The organism is Serratia sp. (in: enterobacteria), assembly GCF_051654945.1.
Taxonomy (GTDB): domain Bacteria; phylum Pseudomonadota; class Gammaproteobacteria; order Enterobacterales; family Enterobacteriaceae; genus Chania.
Map to the genome: position 1 here is coordinate 270,783 of NZ_JBOFZA010000067.1, position 21,002 is coordinate 291,784.

Sequence of the window (21,002 nt, forward strand, 5' to 3'; positions counted from 1 at the left end):
CAGGTAGTTAAATCATTTAAGGAGTAAGTGTGAGAAAACGGAATTTCAGCATCCTGTTGGGCCTGATGTTGGCGGTGAGTAGTACCACAGCATTCGCAATCCCTGTTGCGCTTTATAGCCCCTATGATCCAACGCTCAACCAGGATGCGTTTGAAATGCAGCAAACGGAGCTGGTACTGCTCCAGCCCGAGCTGAAAACATTTGCCGATGAAAACTCGGAAGCGGCGATGGATTACTCGACCGCCATGGACGACTGGTCCTATTATGCCAGCGAGATCACCCAAAGTTTTGCCGCACTGCATGTGAAGGTGGTGAGCACCGACAAACGCTATCTGATCTTTACCGAGGGTAAAGACCAACGGATGATCTTTGATAGCCTAAAACCGCAGCCGGACTCGGAAGATGAAGGCGGTTGGGGCGCTTATCTTTATCGCAAGGGACAACCGCCCATTGCCGTTGATATCACCTTCAATGACATGGCGGCGGCAAAAGCGTATCTGGGGATTAAATAGGATCTGCTAACTTTAGGGGTGCTGCATGCTACGCCTATCCGCCCTCTATTTAGACACTTCATCCCAGCTTAACCCAAAGCGAGCCAGATACTTACGTAATCTGTCGGCATCGTTGGGCTGTTTTTTCTGCTGGCGCGAGACGGCAAACAACTGCCGGCCCGCCTCGGAAAGTGAAGTTGAAGCCCGGCACACTTTAAGTACCGTTTCCAACTGGCTTTGCTCAAATAGATCGATTTCAGCCAGTTCGGCAGGTAATTGCGCAGTGGTATTCCCTTGCCAATGGGATTTCAACCGGGTGATTTCCTCATCGACCAACGGCCGGTTGATACGCCCCTGTTCCGCCAGCGTGGCCATGCGGGCGATGGAAGAACCCAGCTCGCGGAAGTTGCCACGCCAGACCGCCTGTGGGGAGCGGGCAAAAGCCAGATAATGCTGCCTGGCGTCTTTATCGAAACGCACCTGTGTCTGGTTACTGCGGGCAAAGCGTTGTAATTCGTAATCGATATTAGGCTCGATATCTTCGCGGCGTTCTGCCAGGCCGGGCAGTGGGAAAGTCCACATATTGATACGGGCGTATAAATCCTCACGAAAACGCCCTTGGGCGATCCAGTCGCGCATATCGCGGTGGGTACCGGCAATTAACTGAAAATCGCTGCTGGCTTCTTTATCGGAACCAAAGGGGAAAAAGGTCTTCTCCTCGATGGCTTTTAGCAGCATCGCCTGTTCGTCCAACCCCAGCTCTGCGATCTCATCAAGGAATAACACGCCGCCGTCGGCTTCCCGCAGCAGGCCAGCCCGTGCCTGGAGCGCACCGGTGAACGCCCCTTTCACATGGCCAAACAGGGTCGACATGGCATTATCGCCGCGCAGCGTGGCACAGTTCACTGCCACAAAGCGGCCTTTTACCAGATGGCGTGAATGCCGTAGTTGGTAGATACGCTCGGCCAAAAAGGATTTACCGGCTCCGGTAGGCCCGGTGAGCAGCATGGGGGCATTGGAACGCAGGGCCACGCGTTCGATCTGGTCAATCAGGGTGTTGAAGGTGGCGTTACGTGTCTCAATGCCAGCCTTGAGGAATGACACGGACCGCTGTTGTTCATGCAGAAAACGGCTGGTGAGGGCGGTATAGCGGCTGAGATCCAGATCGATCACCGAGTAGATCCCTTGGGGGGACGGGCGATCGCTTTTGTCGCCGGGGGCGGTTTGCAACAGTTGAGCGGGCAGGTAGCGCGCTTCCGTCAGCAGGAACCAGCAGATCTGGACCACGTGGGTGCCGGTGGTGATATGTACCAGGTAGTCTTCGTTTTCGGTATCAAACGGATAGCGGCTGGCAAAATCCAGAAAGGCGCTGTACACCTCTTCCAGATCCCACGGGTCTTTGAGTGCCACTTCCTGTAATACCACCTGAGTGCCAGGCGAAACTGCCACAATATCTTCCGCCACCTGCTGCGCCTTGCCTTTATCGCGCGGCTGATGCAGTAACTCCAGCCGATCGATCGGCAGCTCGGGTTGCTGGCACAGCCCTACCGTTGGCCGCCACTTGCTCCAGCGGTTTTCCCGTTTGCCACGTTTATCCAGCGTGGTGCCCAGCACGCCAATCACTACCCTGCGCTTCATGTTATCCCTTGTGATAAAAGACTATCCTGAAGGATAAAATAACCGCTTGTTGCTATCATCGCCAGTAGAATCTGTTTGATTATTTATATTTTAAGTATCAATAACTTAATTTTTTATTGTTGATTAATTCAGAGTTGGCACGCCTTTCGCTATATCCACTACGTCAACAGAAAAGGGATGAGAAAAAGATGACTGATACAAAAAATAATAACTATGAATTGATGGCTCCGGATAATAGCGCACCGATCAAAATGTGGACACAAGGCGTGCCCGTTGAGCCAGAAGCGCGGGCGCAATTGCTGAATACGGCCAAAATGCCGTTTATCTTTAAACATCTGGCGGTGATGCCGGATGTGCATTTGGGTAAAGGCTCCACCATTGGTAGCGTGATCCCTACCCGTGGCGCGATTATCCCAGCGGCCGTAGGCGTCGATATTGGTTGCGGCATGATTGCGGTACGTACTTCGCTGGTGGCGTCAGATCTGCCGGATAGCCTGGCTGGATTGCGTAGCGCCATCGAGCAGGCGGTGCCGCATGGCCGTACCTCGACCCGTTCGCGCAGAGATAAGGGGGCCTGGGAAACCCCACCGGAAACTGTCGATCGGCATTGGGCCAGCTTGCTGCCGCGCTTTAGGCGCCTGACCGACAAATATCCACAGCTGCTGAAAACCAACAACTACCAGCATCTGGGAACCTTGGGTACGGGTAACCACTTTATCGAAGTGTGCCTGGATGAAACGCAGCAGGTGTGGGTGATGTTGCATAGCGGTTCCCGTGGGGTGGGGAATGCCATAGGTTCACTGTTTATCGCGCTGGCGCAACAGGATATGCAACAGCATATCGCCAACCTGCCGGATCGTAACCTGGCCTATTTTGAAGAAGGCAGCCTGCATTTTGACGATTACATGGAAGCCGTGGGTTGGGCACAGGATTTTGCCCGTCATAACCGTGAAGTGATGATGGAACACGTGCTGGCGGCGCTGTCGCGTATCGTGACCAAACCGTTCACTACCCAGCAAGAGGCCGTGAACTGCCACCATAACTATGTGCAACGTGAGACGCATTTTGGTGAGCCGGTGTTGGTGACGCGTAAAGGTGCGGTATCGGCGCAGAAAGGGCAGATGGGGATCATCCCCGGTTCGATGGGGGCAAAAAGCTTCATCGTGCGCGGATTGGGTAACGAAGAGAGCTTCTGCTCTTGCAGCCATGGCGCAGGCCGCACCATGAGCCGTACGGCGGCGAAAAAGCGTTTCACCGTGGCCGACCAGATCCGGGCAACCGAGCATGTGGAATGCCGTAAAGACAGCGAGGTGATCGATGAGATCCCCATGGCGTATAAAGATATCGATGCGGTGATGGCAGCGCAGTCTTCACTGGTAGAGATCGTCCATACCCTGCGCCAGGTAGTGTGTGTAAAAGGATAATGTGATGGAACAGCAAGTAAACGGCGTTGACAGCGCCATGCGGGAAAGGGTCAGGCAGGTGTTGGGCGAGGTGGAAAAACGTTACGACGTGCGGGTGCTCTATGCCTGCGAATCCGGTAGCCGCGGCTGGGGTTTTGCCTCGCCAGACAGCGATTACGACGTGCGCTTTTTGTATGTCCACACGCCAGAATGGTATCTGCGGGTAGAAGCGCAACGGGATGTGATAGAGCTGCCTATCGATCATGATCTGGATGTCTGTGGCTGGGAATGGCGCAAGGCGCTTGGCCTGCTGAAGCGGGCTAACCCAACGCTGATCGAGTGGCTGGATTCGCCCGTGGTGTATCAGGAAACCCCTGAGAGCGTTGCGGCTTTGCGGGGTGTAGTGCCGGAGTGGTTTTCCGCGCAGCGGGCGCGTTGGCATTATCTGTCGATGGCCAGGAAAAACTTCCGTGGCTATCTGCAAGGTGAGCAGGTACGCCTGAAGAAATACTTCTACGTACTGCGCCCGTTGCTGGCGGTGCGTTGGATAGAGGCGGGCAAGGGCGTGCCACCGATGCGTTTTGACCAACTGTTGGCTGGCACGGTGGAAGATCCGCCGTTGTTGGCGGAAATCCACGAACTGTTGGCAGCTAAACGGCGCGCAGGTGAGGCGGAGTACGGTCCGCGCAGGGAGAGGATCCACGCGTTTATCGCACAGGAACTCACGGCGGATGCCCGGCAGCAAGCGTTGCCTGACAGCTCAGCCCGTAGCGACAAATCACTGGATGAACTGCTCTATCGCACGGTGATGGTGTAATGGACCGGGGGAAAGCAATACTCCCCGGCCATGCTGCCCCCATTTAACTTTTCAGAAAGATATTCTGCCGATGATAGGCCAACTGACTAGCATCCGGAGGGAAATCAATCGGCAGCCTCAGTTTGCGGCCTTCATAGTTGGCAAAATTCTCTTCGCTGATGGCGCTTTTCAACCGCTTAAGGCGTGGTGAAAGCACCAGCTCAAGGTGGTCATTAAAGGTGATTAACCCGCGATCGAACGCTTTATCATGCAGGTTGGACAGACATAAGCCGTTGTTGGGGTTGAGCCGATGTTCAACGGTATGTTTCCATGGGCGGATGTGGCTGGCGACCAGCAGCATCGGTTCTTCCAGTTCGGTCAGGCAACAACGATTTTCATAAGCATCCAGCACCCGCTTGCGGAACAGTTGCTGGCCGACGCGCGCATTGACGATGGTGGTTCTTTCTCTGCCACTGAAGTCTTCCATACCACTGTCATGTAAGGCCGTGACCGGTTGTTCCAACTGTGCCATCGCCAATTGGCACTGCCGTTCAAAGGTTTCACTGTCGAGGTTCATTTCCCGCCACAGTGCCTGATCGGCTTTAGAGGCACCCGTCAGCCCGCGGCGGCCAGATTTAACGATAAAGGGATCCAGGCTGGCGATGTTCACCAGCTTCATTGCCAATGCGGAAGGGGTACGATCAATTAACCCAGCGTAATGGATGATATCGGGGTTAGTGGAATGTAATTTACCAAAAGGGATTTGGCTGTATAGCGTAAAAGCGACCAGCAATTGTTCCCGTGTCCAGAGATTTACGGCAGCCATCAGGGCCTCGCTTTGGCGTGACTTAATCGTGTTAGTGAAGCCATTTACTATGCCAGGCACATCGGTTATTGACTACGTTCATTGATAATATGCATGGGCGCAGCATGCAGCGCCCGACGAGGAGAGCCAGTTATTTCGTCCTTTACAGAGGACTAACGGCGTCCGGGATGACCTTTCCCATGATCCTTGCCATATCCATGCTTATCACCGCCCTTGTGGCCATGCTCTTTACGGGGAGGTTCTTTATGTCCCTTGTCGTCGTCACCGTCGCTTAGCAGTGCCAATGCGACCAATGCTCCTAGCCCGAGTACCACCGTGCCGATGGCGACATCATCCGAACTCATATTGGCACAACCCACCGTCGACAAACACAGCAACCCAATCAGCGGATTTCTCAAAGATTTAACCATGATGACTTATCCTTTTTACGGCCGGTTAGTTATCCATTTAAACTACCGATAACGTAGGACATCGCGATCGTTGGCTCAAGATAAGCTCAGGTAAATTAAGTGATAAGGTTCGTCAACGGGCTTGACGTGGCTTGACAATTGCGGGTGGGAACTTGAGGTGATGGGGCATCGACTTGTCTCTCCTCACCCCGGCGGTGCTGCGGTCATAAGCAGGTGTAAAACCGCAGCACGTTCGGTTCCCTCTCCCTGGGGAGAGGGTTAGGGTGAGGGAGAATAACGATTTATTTCAAAGCAATACGGATCACATCATCTGGATCGGTGGCTTCTTTGTCACGGCTGGAAGCCTGTTTCACGCTTACGTACAGCGTTTGGCCATCTGGTGACAGTGCCAGGCTGTTTGGATGCGTTGGCGTCTTGATGGTTTCCAACAGCTTATAGCTCTTGGCATCGATCACGCTCACGGTGCCCGCTTGGCGATGAGTCACGTACACTTCATTGCGCGCCGGGTTAAACAGCACGGCCAGGGATTCCGGCACGTCGATCTTCTGCAAAATGTTGCCGTTGTTGGTATCAACAACCAGCACCTGCGGCTGCTTGGAGTCAGTGATAAACGCACGGTGATTGGCTGGATCCAGGCTGATATTCAGGAAGAAGTGCTCTTTCGACTCATCCAGCTTCTTACGTGACAGCACTTTGTTGGTTTTGGTGTCGATAGTCACCAGTTCACCATCGGCATTGGTGACATACAGGCGGCTTGCCGCTGCATCCAGTGCCAGCCCGGTGCCGTATTTACCGGTTTCAGTGATGGTGGTGCGCAGGGTCAGGTCTTTGCCATCCACCACCCAAACTACGCTGGATTCGCCCAGGCCGGTGATATAGACCGTATCGGTCGTGGCGTCTGCCACCATTTCACGCGGGGCCAGTGGTTTGACGGTGTCGGAGCGTTTACGCGCGTCCAGCACCAGGCGGCCTTTCACTTCACCGGTTTTACCGTCGATGGCAGTCATCGAGTTGCTGGTGGTGTTTCCAAAGTAAAGGGTGTCGGTCTTGGTATTGATGGCTGCCCCAAACGGCTTGATATCGTTATGAATAATCTGCGTGATATCCAGCGTTTGTGGATCGAGGCGATAGACGATACCGCCTTTATCCAGCTTGCGGCTCTGTGAGGTAGCCAGATACAGCGCATTCTCGCCCTGGCTGTACACCATCTCGTAAGCGCCTTTACCTACCGGCTTACGCAGCATTTCCGGCTCTGTCTGTGCCAGCACAGAGGTGGAAAACATCAGGCTGCTGAGAAGCAACAGAGGATAAACTGCACGTCCGCCAAACTTACGGCTGGTGGTCATCATAGCGTTCATAAAAGCTCCATTTCATCAAAATACAGGTCACCACCGGGCTGCTGCTCGGCGGCTAAATCGGGCTCAACATTGAATCGAAAGCAAAATCTGGCCGGTCATGTCATGGCATGCGGCTCACTATATTTGTGAATGATAATCATTATTCTTACGGAAGGGGAGCACTTTTGTTGTTTGGGGCGATAAGCGTCACGTTTAGGGTAACCAGAGAGGAGGGTGGGGGCTATTCTTCAGTCAGGATCAGGCCGAGTCGCTCTGCGGTCTTTTGGATTATTTGGCCGAGAGCTTTGTTGTTGAATAGACGGCTTGAGGGTTGGGCTATCGAGAGTTCATTCTCCCTGACCCGTTGGCCGCCAAACAGGATCAGGGCGAAATGGTCGTCGTTTCTTTTTGAGTACCACTTCATGCCGTCAACGTTAGGGTGCTGTTGATAAATAGCCTGCGACCAGGCTCGGGTCTGTGAGTATTCGAGCCGGGTACTGCCGATCAATTCATCGCGATCGATCCCCAGATAGATACAGTCCTGTGCTCGGCAACTGACGACATTCAGATCTCGCTCCAGCCTCAGTTGGATGTAATGCATAGTGCTAAACGGGCGTAAGTCGAAGAATTCTGTTTTCCCCGTGGCGACCACATCGTGAAAAACCGATTCTGCGATGGCAGCTTCGCAACTGCTGGCAAGGTACATGGTGGGGATCAGATTCAAAGCCGCATCCCTGATCGGGCTGAAACGGGCTCCATACTCATTGGGGAGCAATATTTTGCCAGGATTAAAACTGTCACCGGGATAGCGCGCATCGTGGCAGCGATGTAACACCGTGCCTTGGGGGATGGCTTCAGTTCTTACCCGCAGAGCCTTGCCTGGGGCGGCGATCGTCCGGCCAAGAAAAACAGGTGAACCAAAATCTTCCTTTTTCAACTCACCCATAGGCTTAACTTTGTTCTGCTCCATCGGCGATCCTTTCCGCTTCATATTCCGCCGCAGCAATCACATTTGCTGGATGTGATTGCAACATCTCCATGGGACGGCGGCCAGCCAACAGGTTGTTTGAGGTGGCGAACCATTGTGCCAATCCCCAGCCGTGTTTCAGGTTTTTAAAGCTGGCAAGTAGCACTGCCATGACAGGAAGAGGGCGATAGTTTTCATCCAGCGCATAGCGTGGAAAGAGCTGCGTGGCCCCTTTCTTTAGCGAAAATATGCGTTGATGGTTTTTCCATTTACTTGGCTGGGCCGAGGGATTCTCGCTGGCAAAGCCTGCCAACTGGGAAATTTGCTCCGCCGTCAACCATTCGCTGGCCGCCAGGATATGTTCACGCCCCTGCTCAACCTTGGCAATATCAACCAGCCCACTGCGGTTGAGCGGCTTATGAGTCTCCCGTGGCAGAATTATCCGCTTTGCTGCATCAGTTGGGCCGATTTGTTGCTCCAGGCTATGAAACATGGCTTCAAAACGCGTTTCGTCGATGTGACAAACGTCGCCATGATCATTTTCAGCTTCTCTGACCCGGCGAATGGTTTGCAGCATGATTTTCAGATGCTCTTCGACCACCCCAAGAGAAGTTGAATTGTCTATATCAACCTTCAACTGGAAGAAAGGTTTCTGCGCCTTCATTTTCTTTTTACTGATGACCATCTGAAGACCGTCTTCCCTGATCCTGAGGCCATCTCTGTTGATGTCGATTTCTCGGGCCAGCATTCTCTTCTCCCGTTAGCTAAAGCTAACCGTTTTAACTATTCTAACCAAACTATCCTTAGTTATAGCAGGTTGTACGAGAATTGACCAGCGTGGATTACGAGCAGTCTAGAGGCAAGACGTGCTTAAACTACAGCGTTATCGCGCCAGCAATCGCCTGATCCGCGGCAGCCTTTTCCGCCAAATAACGGGCAGGGGGTTTCCCCACCGCTTTACGGAACATGGTGACAAAACCGCTGGCACTCTCGTAACCGAGGTCTAGCGCTACGGTCTGGACGCTTTCCCCCTGGGTTAAGCGTTGCAAGGCCAGCATCACGTGGAGCTGCCGCCGCCAGTGGCCAAAGCTCATGCCCATCTGCTGTTGCAACGTGCGGCTGATCGAGCGCTCGCTCATGCCAATACGTTGCGCCCATTGCCCCAGGGTGGATTTATCGGCCGGATTGGCCAGCAGTTGCTCGGTCAGTTGGCGAATACGGGCATCATTGGATACTGGCAGATGCAGATTTTCCAGCGGTGCGGCGGCCAGTTGATCCAACAAGACCTTGGCCAGACGACCTTCGGGGCCATCTTCCGGGTAGAGAATATCGAATTGGCAGGCCTGTAATAGCAGCTCGCGCAACAGCGGCGTAACCGTCAAGGTGCAGCAGTTTTGTGGCAAGCCGGGGATGGCATCCTGTTCGACAAACAGACAATAGCACTCGCTCTGACTGGTTGCTCGTGCATTGTGGCTAACGTTACTGGGCATCCACAACGCACATTGTGGCGGTACTAGCCATAGACCGTTTTCGACTTCGCAACGGATCATGCCGCGCACCGTGTAGATCAATTGTGCCTTGCGATGACGATGATGAGCGGATTCCCAGTCTTTCTGCACGGTAGAAGCCTGAACGGCGAAAATGGCGCGCGGTACGTTATCGATATCCGGCTTCGGTTCTTGCCAGGCAGGTTTCATGAGAATAGTTATCAGTTTGGCGTATTTGAACAATATTATGTCTTGATTGTGCAATGCGGTCTAGCGTCGATGCCGATAAAGTAAGCGCCACTTGCGTGTTCAGTGGTAGCACGCTCAGGTTCGACAACGCAAAGGAGAGGCCATGCACCAGAAAAATGTCATCAGTCAATTGCTGGTCTGGATCGAGCAAAGCCTGGATCAGCCACTGACGCTGGACAACATCGCGGCCAAATCGGGTTATTCCAAGTGGCACCTGCAACGGATGTTCAAACTGCTCACTGGAGAAGTACTCGGGACCTATGCCCGGCGCAGAAGGTTGACGGCGGCAGCGCGTGAACTGCGCCTGACCAGTGCCACGGTTGCCTGCATCGCAGATAAATATCAGTTCGATTCCCAGCAGACCTTCACCCGTGGTTTTAAAAAACAGTTTGGTTTGCCACCGGCGGCCTATCGCCGGAGTGCCGACTGGCCCAGCTACGGCCTGCAACCACCGCTGAATATGGCCAATGAGCCCACGCCAGAGGCGGATATTATTGTGCTGCCGTCAATGAAATTAGTCGGCCATACGCAACAGGGGAGTTGTACCTTGGGGCAATTGGGACAGTCGAAAAATCGGCTGCGCCAACACGCGTGGCGTAACTTGCTGCGCCCGGATCAGGGGCCGCCTGCCGTTGCGTATGGCCTGATGAGCCTGAAACCGGACGCCCAGCAGCGGGATCGTCAACAGATGGTTTATACGGCGGCACTGCCGGAGGAAAATGCCGCGGGTGAAGCGGTGACTATCGAACCCGGGGAGTATGCACGCTTCGCTTATCAGGGGCAGGTGGCAGGGTTACAGAACTTTATCGCCCGTCTGTATGACACGGCCATTCCGCAAATGAATGCGGTGCGACGGGAAGGGCAGGATATCGAGCGCTTTTACCCGGCATCAGGATGTTGCTATGGCGACGATCAGGCGGCGATCAGTTGTGAATATCTGATCCCGATCCGGCGTGGCGAAGACGACCTGCGGGTGGGTTAAGGCGAAATTTTACAGAAAGCGCGTTTTTCACCACATCCGGCTACAAAAAAGTGAGGTATTTGCGTTAGTAATGTTTCCATCTTGGCGGCAAGTGCACATATAATGCGCATCCGGTCAAACCTGGCCGGGCAGAAAACACATACCATTTTTAGCCAGTGCGGCCACCACTCTACTACGAAGATGAAAATGAGCATTCGCGCGTTATTAACCCTGTTTACTGCTCTGGTTGCATTCAGCCAGGCTGCCTTCGCCGTTGTATACCCTTTGCCCGCCAAAGACAGCCGTCTGGTTGGGGAAAATATTCAGATCACCGTGCCTGCAGACAGCAAACTGCCGCTGGAGAGCTTTGCGGCGCAATACCAGATGGGCCTGAGCAATATGCTGGAAGCCAACCCTGGTGTTGACCCGTTCCTGCCGCTGCCAGGCAGCACGCTGACCATCCCACAGCAGTTGATCCTGCCAGACGCTCCGCGTGAAGGCATCATCATCAACAGCGCAGAAATGCGTCTGTACTACTACCCGAAAGGCACCAAGACCGTTGTGGTGTTGCCGATTGGTATCGGCCAGTTGGGTAAAGATACCCCGTTGAACTGGGTTACCACCGTACAACGCAAGAAGGCTGGCCCAACCTGGACGCCAACCGCGAAAATGCGTGAAGAATACGCCGCCGATGGTGAAATTCTGCCAGCGGTATTCCCGGCAGGCCCGGATAACCCAATGGGTCTGTACGCGCTGTATGTTGGCCGTCTGTATGCGGTCCATGGCACCAACGCCAACTTCGGTATTGGCCTGCGCGTGAGCCACGGCTGCGTGCGTCTGCGTGCCGACGATATCAAATACCTGTTCGACAGCGTACCGGTAGGGACTCGTGTGCAATTTATCAACGAACCGGTGAAGGTTTCCGTAGAGCCAGACGGTTCACGTTACCTGGAAGTGCATAATCCACTGTCTGCCAACGAAGATGAGCTGAAGTCGAAAGAGCCGGTGCCAATCACTATCACTGCGCCAGTGGGCAAAGTGCTGATGGATCCCGCTGTCGACCAAAGCGTAGTCGACGCGGCCATCAGAGCTCGCTCCGGTATGCCGGTTAAAGTGAACTGATTTTTGCTCTCGCTGTAAAAAAGACGCTCTCGGGCGTCTTTTTTTATGGAGAAAATCAGCGCCCGCGCTTGGCTACCAGGGTGAATTTGTAGTCCTCGCTTTTAAAGAAGTTACGGCTGAATTCAAACACCGTTCCGTCGTCGAGAAAACCGGTAGAGACTTTTTCCAGGATCGGTTTCTGCGGATCAATCCCCAATGCGCTCGCCACATCTTCACTCGGCATCACCGGGATGATCTCTTGTTCACTACGGTCAATGACCCACTTTTTGACCTGCTCGATGTAGTGATATTTGGACTTCTGCATCACTTCGTAACTGAGGTCGGGGAACAGTGCCAATGGCATCCAGGTTTCTTCCAGCGTCACCGGCTTTTGCTTGATATAGCGCACCCGCTTGACGTAATACACCTTGTCTTCGGTGGTGAGGCGCAATGCTTCGGCGATGAGTGGGCTGGCTTTGGCGACTTCAAAGATCAGCACGTCGCTGTGGGTTTCCACGTTGCGGTCCGCCAACTTTTCATAAAAGCTGGTGAGCTGATAGATATCGTAATTCACCTTCTCCTCTTTAACATACCAGCCGCTGCCCTGAATGCTCTCAATCACCTGCTCTTCGGTCAGTAATTTCAACGCCTGGCGTACCGTTACCCGGCTGACGTTGTATTGCTCACGCAATAAGGCCTCTGTTGGCAATGCATCACCGGGTTTCAGTTCACCATCGCTAACCTGCTGGCGCAAGGTATCCGCAATCTGACGATAAATAGGCTTCTTGCTCACGCGTTGGTGTCCCTGGCTGGTGGTTGGATCGGCTGCCTTGCATTCTAGCCGCAGGCTAAGGATAAACAAACCAATAACACCATATCGCGTTAAGTTGTATTTAAGTTGAATTAATACAAATTAAATACAAAATATCGTTGATTTGAAATTGATCACAAAATGGTATTAATTGGCTTGCTATGATCGCCGCCTGTTTACTGATGGAGCCGCCCGAGAGTGGCCTACCCGAGGATAAAGATGGACCTGAGCAGCCTGACCCACCCCAGCCTGATCAACCTGCAAGTGGCATTTGCGGGGCGCGATCAGGCCATTCATCAGTTGGCCGACCAGTTGGCCGCGCAAGGCAAATTACACGATAAAGAAGAGTTTCTACGGGAGGTTTTTGCTCGGGAAGCGCAAGGTCCTACCGCACTCGGGGAAGGCTTGGCGGTACCCCATGGTAAAAGCGATGCGGTAAAGGAAGCCGCCTTTGCCGTTGCCACGCTGAAAACGCCGCTGGACTGGCAGGGGATCGACGGCCCGGAAAGCGTCAACCTGATCTTCCTGCTGGCGATCCCACAGGCGCAGGCCGGTTCCACGCATATGCAATTACTAACCAGCCTGACGACGGCATTGGTGGATGACGATATCCGTGCGGCGGTCCTACAGGCCAGCACGCCAGAACAGTTGTTGGCTCTGTTGACGGGCGGCGCACCGGAGCCGCAGTGCAAACCGCAGGACGAAACCTGGCCTACGGTGGTGTGCGTCACCGCTTGCCCGGCCGGTATCGCCCATACCTACATGGCTGCGGAATATCTTGAGAAGGCGGGGCGTAAGCTCGGCATCAACGTGTATGTCGAGAAGCAAGGGGCTAACGGGATCGAAGGCCGTCTGACGGCGGAACAACTGAATAAGGCGACGGCCTGTGTGTTCGCTGCTGAAGTCGCGATTAAAGAAGTGGAGCGCTTCAACGGTATTCCCCGCATCGAAACGCCGGTCGCCGAACCGATCAAACACGCCGAACGCATTTTGCAGCAGGCGTTGGCCGTGGGCCAGTCCGCCGATGGTGCCGGGCGGGTGCAGCAGAGCGAAGTGCCGGTGCAGAAAAGCAGCGTGAAGACCGAACTCAAACAGGCCTTGCTCAGTGGTATCTCCTTTGCGGTGCCGCTGATTGTGGCGGGTGGTACGGTTTTAGCGGTTTCGGTATTACTGGCGCAGATCTTTGGCCTGCAACATCTGTTTGATCAAGAGAACTCCTGGCTGTGGATGTACCGCAAGCTGGGTGGCGGCATGCTGGGTATCTTGATGGTACCGGTACTGGCGGCCTACACGGCGTATTCACTGGCGGATAAACCGGCCCTTGGCCCAGGCTTTGCGGCCGGGTTGGCGGCCAACATGATTGGCTCCGGCTTCCTTGGTGGCATTGTGGGCGGCCTGATCGCCGGTTATCTGATGCGCTGGGTGAAGCAACATGTGCGTCTCAGCCCCAACTTCAACGGCTTCCTGACATTCTATCTCTACCCGGTGATTGGCACGCTGGTGGCGGGTAGCCTGATGCTGTTCGTGATCGGCGAGCCGGTGGCCTGGTTGAACAACAGCCTGACCTCCTGGCTTAACAGCCTGTCTGGTACCAACGCGCTGGTACTGGGGGCTCTTCTCGGTTTTATGTGTTCGTTCGATCTTGGCGGCCCGGTGAACAAGGCAGCCTATGCGTTTTGCCTGGGGGCGATGGCCAACGGCGTGTTCGGCCCTTATGCGATCTTTGGCGCGGTCAAAATGGTCTCGGCCTTTACGGTCACCGCTTCTACGTTGTTGGCACCGCGTCTGTTCCAACAGTTCGAGATAGAAACGGGTAAATCGACCTGGTTGCTTGGTCTGGCAGGCATTACCGAAGGGGCTATCCCGATGGCGATTGAAGATCCTGTGCGGGTGATCGGCTCCTTCCTGGTGGGATCGCTGGTGACCGGTGCGATCGTCGGTGGGATGGGGATCGGCCTGTCTACGCCAGGTGCGGGGATCTTCTCGCTGTTTCTGCTGCATGATAACGGCCTCGGTGGCGTGCTGTCGGCAGCCATTTGGCTGGGAGCGGCGCTGCTTGGTACGGCGATCTCCACATCGGTGTTGATCCTTTGGCGGCGTCAGGCGATGAAGCAGGGCAAATACACCATCGTGCAGCCACAGTAATTTTATTTATCCCTCACCCTAACCCTCTCCCACAGGGCGAGGGGATCCTGAAAATTCGGTGACGCAGCTTGGCTGAGGGGCGATCGGGTTTGCAGAGGGTTGGGTTGAGGGGCTTGGTTACGACATCTTAGGAATTGATTATGCAAGCTGTATCACGTGTTCACATTACGCCGCATATGCATTGGGATCGTGAGTGGTATTTCACCACCGAGGAGTCACGCATCCTGCTGATTAACAATATGGAAGAGATCCTGACCCGGCTGGAAAGCGATCCCGAGTACCGTTTCTATGTGCTGGATGGGCAAACGGCGGTGCTGGAAGACTACTTCGCCATCAAGCCAGAAAACCACCAGCGGGTGAAAGCGTTGGTGCAGGCAGGTAAGCTGATCATTGGCCCGTGGTATACCCAAACCGATACCATGGTGGTGTCAGGGGAATCCATCGTGCGCAACCTGATGTATGGCATGCGCGATTGCCTGTCCTTCGGCGAACCGATGAAGATTGGCTATCTGCCCGATTCCTTCAGCATGTCCTCTCAGCTGCCGCATATTTTCAACGGATTCGGCCTTACGCGCGCCATGTTCTGGCGGGGTTGTTCCGAGCGTCACGGTACCGACAAGACCGAGTTCCTGTGGCAGAGTAACGACGGCAGCGAAGTTGCGGCACAGGTGCTGCCGCTGGGCTACGCCATTGGTAAATACCTGCCGGAAGATGAAGCCGGGCTGCGCAAACGGCTGGACAGTTATTTCACCGTGCTGGAAAACGCGTCGGTCACCAAGGACATCCTGTTGCCTAACGGCCACGATCAGATGCCATTGCAGCAAAATATCTTCCAGGTGATGGCCAAACTGCGCGAGATTTATCCGCAGCGTGAGTTTGTGATGAGCCGTTTTGAAGAGGTCTTTGAGCGCATCGAAGCTAGCCGTGAGCGCCTGGCGACGTTGAAGGGAGAATTCAACGACGGCAAATACATGCGTGTACACCGCACCATCTCATCGACCCGCATGGACATCAAGATTGCCCATGCCGAAATCGAAAACAAGATCGTCAATATCCTCGAGCCGTTGGCCGCCATTGCCTGGTCACTGGGCTTTGAATACCATCACGGCCTGTTGGAAAAAATGTGGAAAGAGATCCTGAAAAACCACGCGCACGACAGCATCGGCTGTTGCTGTAGCGACAAGGTGCATCAGGAGATCATGACGCGCTTTATTCTGGCGGACGACATGGCAGAAAACCTGGTGCGTTTCTACATGCGCAAGATTGTCGACAATATGCCGGTACAGCACGCGGATGCCGACAAACTGACGTTCTTCAACCTGCTGCCTTATCCGCGTGAAGAGGTGATCAACACTACCATTCGCATTCGTGCCCAGCAATTCTCGCTGGTAGATGAGCAGGGTCAGCCAGTGGAGTATTTTATCCGTGCTGCGCGGGAGATCGATCCTGGGTTGGTGGATCGCCAGATTGTGCATTACGGTAACTACGATCCCTTTATGGAATACGATATTCAGCTGTATCGGCCATTGCCAGCGATGGGCTATTGCACGCTGCATATTCATGCCAATCAGATCGGGCAGCAACGCCGGGCTACGGCACAACCGGCAGGGCTGTTGGAAAACGACTATTATCGCATTGGCCTGAATACCAACGGCACGCTGGATATTACCGATAAACAAACCGGCTGCCGCTACCAACAGGTACTGCAACTGGAAGATGGCTCCGACGATGGCGACGAGTATGACTATTCACCTTCACGTGAAGAGTGGCTGATCTACTCCACGCAGAGCGCGGTGGCGACCTCGGTCAAGCATGAGGCCTGGCAGAGTTCCGCTACGCTGGAACTGCGCATGGCGTTGCCGGCCAACCTGCAACAGCGCGCAGAACGCCGCAACGAAGGTTATCTCGATGTGCGCTGCCAGGTGACATTGGCACACCATAGCCGCCGTATCGACATTGAAATGTGGCTGGATAACCAGGCAGACGATCACCGCGTGCGGGTGTTGATCCCTACGCCGTTCGCCAGCGAAAACGTGCTGGCAGATAACCAGTTCGGCTGCATTACCCGGCCGGTGGACGATCCGGCGATGGCGGTTTGGCAGCAAGAAGGCTGGAAAGAGGCGCCGATCCCGGTATGGCAACTGATGAACTTTGCTGCGCTGCATGATGAGCAGCACGGGTTGGCGTTGTTTACCGAAGGGCTACGTGAGTTTGAGATTGTCGGGGAGCGCCGCGATACCTTTGCCCTGACGCTGTTCCGCTCGGTGGGCGTATTGGGTAAGGAAGAGTTGTTGCTGCGGCCGGGACGTCCTTCCGGCATCAAACTGCCGACGCCCGATTCCCAAATGCGTGGCAAATTGCATTGCCGGTTCAGCCTGTTCGGTTTTGCTGGCGATCCGCATTTGGCGGGCGTAATGCAGCAGGCTCGGGCCTATGTGACGCCAGTACGTTGCTACAACAAGATCCCGTTTGATGCGATGAAGCTCAATCTGGCGGCCTTCCGCACGCCGTTGCACTTTAGCCTGCTTTCGCTGGCGGAGTCAGGCCCGGTGTTGAGCGTGTTGAAGAAGGCCGAGGATGCCGAAGCTTTGATTATCCGCGTCTATAACCCTTCGGAGCAGGTGTCGATCGGCGGGAGCTTAACGTTGGCGAGTCCAGCGCAGGAATGGCTGGAAACCGGCATGGATGAGCAACCGTTGCCACAGCAGGGTGCTGCAACAGGGGACTTCACTACGTTGGCTCCCTGCCAATCGAAAACCTTCCGCTTTATTCGTTGATGGGAGCACAGGCGTGGTGTGCCACGCCTGGGTGAGAACTATAAGCCGAACTGACGCGCCAGCCGATCGATCGCGTCACGCTGGAACTGATTAAACGCATCGCGGGGCTGCTGTTGATGAATAAATCCCAGCAACGGATCCTGTACCTCGGTGCGAATCCCACTCAACTCCTCCATCACCGCCAGGCCGCAGAACGGCACATAGGCTTCGGCATAACCTCCTTCGTGAACCATCACCAGCTTACCGCCGCAGAGCCTGTCGGCAGCGCTTTGCACCTGAGCGGTCATGGCCCGGAAGCTTTCGCTGTGCAACTGCATCCGCGCCAGCGGATCGATGGCGTTGGCATCGTAGCCACAGGCGATAATAATCATCTCTGGCTGAAACTGCTCCAACGCCGGGATGACGATCTGCTGCATGGCGTATTGATAACCGTCGTCACCAGCCCCGGCCAGCAGTGGAATATTGATGTTGTAACCCGCTCCGGCCCCCTCACCGCGATCTTGTTCACCGGCGTAGCCTGCCGGGAAGCAGCCATCTTGGTGCAGCGAGATGGTCAGCACGTCGTCACGCTGCCAGTAGATATGCTGGGTGCCGTTGCCGTGATGCACGTCCCAGTCGATCACTGCCACCTTGCCCAACCCGAAGCGGTCTTTGGCGCGTTCGATGGCAATAGGGATATTGGCCAGGAAGCAGAACCCCATCGACTGATCCGGCAGGCAGTGGTGGCCCGGCGGGCGTGACAGGGAATAGGCATTGTCCAGTTCGCCTTGCAACACGGCTTCGACCGCGGCGCAGGCCAGCCCGGCGGAGAGTTTGGCAATTTCATAGCTGCCTGGCCCCAACGGTGCTTCTTCTCCTAACATGCCGCCACCGTTATCGCTTAGCTGTTTGAAGCGTTGCAGGTAATGCGCCGGATGGATACGCAATAAATCTTCCTCATCGGCCAGTTCGGCACTCAGCAGCTTGAGCTGACGCGACAGGCCGGAAACGTCCATCAGGTTTTTCATCCGCCGTTTGGTTTCCGGCGACTCGGCATGTCCGGCCCCCGAAGGCGGTTGCACCCAGCCGCCCACCGGCAGGGTGGTGGCATGTAAGCCGGTGCTATGCCAGAAACAGCGTTCATCAAAGAAAAAGCCGGTAGTTCTTTTCACCTCATGACTCCTGTTAAACGGCGCGGCGCGCGCGGTGAAGCCAGCGAGATCAGCAGTAGCGACAGCAGCGCACAACTCAACGCCCCGATCAGCAACGCATTGATCCCGCCGGAAGATTCGATCAGGTAACCCGCCAGCGTGGGGCCAATGGCCATGCCGCCGCCAATCACCAGATTGATGCTGTTCATCAGCTTGCCGTTGTTATCCAGCACCGAGACGCGCGCCAGAATAAAGGGCAACACAAAGGTCCAGGTGAACTTGAACATGACTGCGGCAAGGGTGAAACGAATGAGTAACGGGTTGCGGCTCAGCAGCAAGACGCTGGCAATCAGCAGGCCGTAGCCGATCCACAGCAGCGGCTTATGGCTGCGTCTGGCACCCACCAGCGCAGCGCCACCGGCACCGATGATGCCAAATAGGGTGGCAGCAGCCAGCACCTGCCCGCTGTGTACCGGGGACAGGCCCGCGGTTTCGGCGATAGTGCCGATAAAGGTCCAGACTGCGCTCAGGCTGATGTAAAAGGCTAATACCGCCAGCACGGCAAACAGCTTGTAGATGGGAGGGCTTGGCGGCAACTGGCTTGCTGCGCTGTGGCTATGGCGAAAGCCACTGGGGAACGCGCTCAATAACGGCAGGCAACACAGCATGATCGCTGCCAGGATCAGATAGACCGCCATCAGGCCAAAATGGGCAAACAACGGCGGTAATGCCAGCAAGCCGAACACACCCAGTAATAGCTGGCCTAGCACCCAGAAAGCATAGACCCGGCTGGGATTGGCGGTGCCTGCTGCGCAGGAGATGCAGAGGATCATCAACGTCCCCCCGGCCAGCGAGGCGATAAAGCGCAATACCAACAGCAGGCTGAAATCGCTGACCATGGCCGAAGCCAGATTGCCGATCAGGAACACCACTGCCGCCAGCGTGGCAACTTTGCGCCAGTTGATACGGCTGATCCACCACCAGGCGGGCAGCGTCGCGATACTCATGGCTCCGAGTTCGGTAGAGAACAGATGGCCGATCTGGCCTGGAGTGAGTTGCCACTGGCTAGCCAACTGGGCCGCGACGGCGGGGGCGGTCATCAGGATCCCCGGCGCGATGGCGGCAAACACGATAATTGCCGTTAACAGCCTGGGTGGGCAGGAAAGCACTGCCCCGGCAGAAGACACTGAAACTGCATCACTGGACATCATGGTTATCCTCGCGTTTCATGAAGTTTTTTTAGAGGTTTTGGCTCAGCGCCTTTCCCCTCACCCTAACCCTCTCCCAAAGGGCGAGGGGACCGATCGTGGCAAAACTAGAGTTCCGCACTCAACCGCAGCACCGTACCCGCTCCCTCTCCAAAAGGGCGAGGGGACCGGCCGTGGCAAAACTAGAGTTCTGCACTCAACCGCAGCACCGTACCAGCCCCCTCTCCTTTTTGGGGAGAGGGTTGGGGTGAGGGGGAAAGGCCATGGCAAGCTTGATGGAGAGCACGATCAGCAGTGGGCAATAAAACTGCTGGAGACCAGTTCGGTGCGATTAACCACGGCGGTTTTGGCAAAGATGTTGCGCATATGGGTTTTCACCGTCGATAAAGAAATACCCAACTTCAGGGCGATACGCTTATTGCTGGCTCCCTCACGCACCATATTGACGATCTCCTGCTCTTTGGCGGTGAGCAGCGGATCTTGTCTGTCCGGCAGCAGATCGCGGGTAGCCAGTTCGATCAGCGGCAACACCGCACGTAAGCGGCTACGCTCCAATTCGGTGAATGGCGTATCGCGAATAAGAGAGACTCCGGCAATAATCCGCTTACGCTGGCGGATAAAGATCTCCGTCATATCGCGCATCCGGTTGGGCAGCATAAAGTCGTGGTAATAGTGACGGTTATTGGCGATCGCTGCGGGCGTCATGTTCACCATCTGGATATCTTGCTGGTGGAAGTTGGCCGGTTTCAACGGATCAAAGGGCTGAAAGTGATCCAGATATTGCTGGTGTGTCTCATCGCTAATGCCATGAAGAATATAATGATCTGGCCGCAGATCCGGATCGACCAGATAAAAGACTCCGGCAGAAACTGGGATCAGATGCGCAATGGTGCTTAGACAGCTGGTGATAAAAGCGTCGTTACGCATGAAGGATGATGTTGTTGTCATGAGGCATTTTCCTCCGTTGATCGCTCAGTAGGCTGGGCAATATGTGAACGATATCAGCATAGGTGTAGCAATTATGCAACACAACGAAAACATATTAACAACGTGAGCCGGATTGCAATAAAATACATTAATAACAACATTCCCATGCTTGGGAGGTGGGGCATTTTCTAGGTGTGAAGTAATGATTTCATTAACACATTAATGAAATAAGACGGTCGGTTGCTGCTGAATTTTAAGTGATTTCTCGTTCTCTGCTGTTTTGTCCCGTGGATTACCCTGCGTATTTCCTCTCTATCGAGCTAGTCCTTAAGGACGAT

Annotated in this window: 18 protein-coding genes; 7 read left to right on the plus strand and 11 right to left on the minus strand. The window is 54.8% G+C overall.

What is annotated here, in order from left to right:
• The first annotated feature begins 29 nt into the window (after positions 1 to 29).
• On the plus strand, positions 30 to 512 hold the full coding sequence (locus ACRDCA_RS10315; RefSeq protein WP_438689415.1) for a hypothetical protein: 483 nt from the start codon (positions 30 to 32) through the stop codon (positions 510 to 512).
• A 45-nt stretch (positions 513 to 557) separates the two neighbouring features.
• Here ACRDCA_RS10315 and rtcR read toward each other — a convergent pair whose 3' ends face one another.
• Positions 558 to 2,129, minus strand: a complete 1,572-nt coding sequence (gene rtcR / locus ACRDCA_RS10320; RefSeq protein ID WP_438689416.1) for an RNA repair transcriptional activator RtcR — start codon at positions 2,127 to 2,129, stop codon at positions 558 to 560.
• A 188-nt stretch (positions 2,130 to 2,317) separates the two neighbouring features.
• Here rtcR and ACRDCA_RS10325 point away from each other — a divergent pair, with 188 nt between their 5' ends.
• On the plus strand, positions 2,318 to 3,553 hold the full coding sequence (locus tag ACRDCA_RS10325; protein WP_438689417.1) for an RtcB family protein: 1,236 nt from the start codon (positions 2,318 to 2,320) through the stop codon (positions 3,551 to 3,553).
• Between the two features lie 4 nt (positions 3,554 to 3,557).
• Positions 3,558 to 4,349, plus strand: coding sequence for a nucleotidyltransferase domain-containing protein (locus ACRDCA_RS10330; RefSeq protein ID WP_438689418.1), 792 nt, complete (start codon positions 3,558 to 3,560; stop codon positions 4,347 to 4,349).
• Positions 4,350 to 4,392: 43 nt separating this feature from the next.
• Here ACRDCA_RS10330 and ACRDCA_RS10335 read toward each other — a convergent pair whose 3' ends face one another.
• The 6 genes from ACRDCA_RS10335 to ACRDCA_RS10360 form a co-directional block, all read right to left on the minus strand.
• Positions 4,393 to 5,154 (minus strand): HNH endonuclease, encoded by a 762-nt coding sequence (locus ACRDCA_RS10335; protein ID WP_438689419.1) that lies wholly within the window; start codon positions 5,152 to 5,154, stop codon positions 4,393 to 4,395.
• A gap of 152 nt (positions 5,155 to 5,306) precedes the next feature.
• Positions 5,307 to 5,564 carry a hypothetical protein gene (locus ACRDCA_RS10340; protein ID WP_438689420.1) on the minus strand — a complete coding sequence of 86 codons (258 nt, stop codon included), beginning with the start codon at positions 5,562 to 5,564 and terminating at the stop codon, positions 5,307 to 5,309.
• 281 nt (positions 5,565 to 5,845) lie between these two features.
• Positions 5,846 to 6,922 (minus strand): YncE family protein, encoded by a 1,077-nt coding sequence (locus ACRDCA_RS10345; protein ID WP_438689421.1) that lies wholly within the window; start codon positions 6,920 to 6,922, stop codon positions 5,846 to 5,848.
• Between the two features lie 220 nt (positions 6,923 to 7,142).
• Positions 7,143 to 7,871: an RES family NAD+ phosphorylase gene (locus ACRDCA_RS10350; protein ID WP_438689422.1), complete on the minus strand. Its 729-nt coding sequence runs from the start codon at positions 7,869 to 7,871 to the stop codon at positions 7,143 to 7,145.
• Positions 7,852 to 8,616 carry a hypothetical protein gene (locus tag ACRDCA_RS10355; RefSeq protein ID WP_438689423.1) on the minus strand — a complete coding sequence of 255 codons (765 nt, stop codon included), beginning with the start codon at positions 8,614 to 8,616 and terminating at the stop codon, positions 7,852 to 7,854. The genes ACRDCA_RS10350 and ACRDCA_RS10355 overlap by 20 nt, the downstream gene beginning before the upstream one ends.
• Positions 8,617 to 8,743: 127 nt before the next feature.
• Positions 8,744 to 9,565, minus strand: coding sequence for an AraC family transcriptional regulator (locus ACRDCA_RS10360; RefSeq protein WP_438689424.1), 822 nt, complete (start codon positions 9,563 to 9,565; stop codon positions 8,744 to 8,746).
• A gap of 142 nt (positions 9,566 to 9,707) precedes the next feature.
• Here ACRDCA_RS10360 and ACRDCA_RS10365 point away from each other — a divergent pair, with 142 nt between their 5' ends.
• Together ACRDCA_RS10365 and ACRDCA_RS10370 are read left to right on the plus strand one after the other, a co-directional pair.
• Positions 9,708 to 10,586 (plus strand): helix-turn-helix domain-containing protein, encoded by an 879-nt coding sequence (locus ACRDCA_RS10365; RefSeq protein ID WP_438689425.1) that lies wholly within the window; start codon positions 9,708 to 9,710, stop codon positions 10,584 to 10,586.
• Positions 10,587 to 10,766: 180 nt separating this feature from the next.
• Positions 10,767 to 11,687 (plus strand): L,D-transpeptidase family protein, encoded by a 921-nt coding sequence (locus ACRDCA_RS10370; protein ID WP_438689443.1) that lies wholly within the window; start codon positions 10,767 to 10,769, stop codon positions 11,685 to 11,687.
• A 55-nt stretch (positions 11,688 to 11,742) separates the two neighbouring features.
• Here the strand turns inward: ACRDCA_RS10370 and ACRDCA_RS10375 are convergent, their stop codons facing one another.
• On the minus strand, positions 11,743 to 12,459 hold the full coding sequence (locus tag ACRDCA_RS10375) for a GntR family transcriptional regulator (RefSeq protein WP_438689426.1): 717 nt from the start codon (positions 12,457 to 12,459) through the stop codon (positions 11,743 to 11,745).
• 237 nt (positions 12,460 to 12,696) lie between these two features.
• On the opposite strand from ACRDCA_RS10375, the gene mngA reads away from it, so the two are divergent.
• Positions 12,697 to 14,622 (plus strand): PTS 2-O-a-mannosyl-D-glycerate transporter subunit IIABC, encoded by a 1,926-nt coding sequence (mngA, locus tag ACRDCA_RS10380; RefSeq protein ID WP_438689427.1) that lies wholly within the window; start codon positions 12,697 to 12,699, stop codon positions 14,620 to 14,622.
• Positions 14,623 to 14,762: 140 nt separating this feature from the next.
• Entirely contained in the window at positions 14,763 to 17,399 is a 2,637-nt protein-coding gene (gene mngB / locus ACRDCA_RS10385) for a mannosylglycerate hydrolase (RefSeq protein ID WP_438689428.1), read from the plus strand.
• A 38-nt stretch (positions 17,400 to 17,437) separates the two neighbouring features.
• Here the strand turns inward: mngB and ACRDCA_RS10390 are convergent, their stop codons facing one another.
• From ACRDCA_RS10390 to ACRDCA_RS10400, 3 genes are all read right to left on the minus strand, one after another.
• Positions 17,438 to 18,550 (minus strand): class II histone deacetylase, encoded by a 1,113-nt coding sequence (locus tag ACRDCA_RS10390; protein ID WP_438689429.1) that lies wholly within the window; start codon positions 18,548 to 18,550, stop codon positions 17,438 to 17,440.
• A complete protein-coding gene (locus ACRDCA_RS10395; protein ID WP_438689444.1) occupies positions 18,547 to 19,737 on the minus strand; it encodes an MFS transporter in 1,191 nt (396 codons plus the stop codon). Before ACRDCA_RS10395 ends, ACRDCA_RS10390 begins: the two co-directional genes overlap by 4 nt.
• 288 nt (positions 19,738 to 20,025) lie before the next feature.
• Positions 20,026 to 20,685: a helix-turn-helix transcriptional regulator gene (locus tag ACRDCA_RS10400; protein ID WP_438689430.1), complete on the minus strand. Its 660-nt coding sequence runs from the start codon at positions 20,683 to 20,685 to the stop codon at positions 20,026 to 20,028.
• Positions 20,686 to 21,002: the final 317 nt, after the last annotated feature.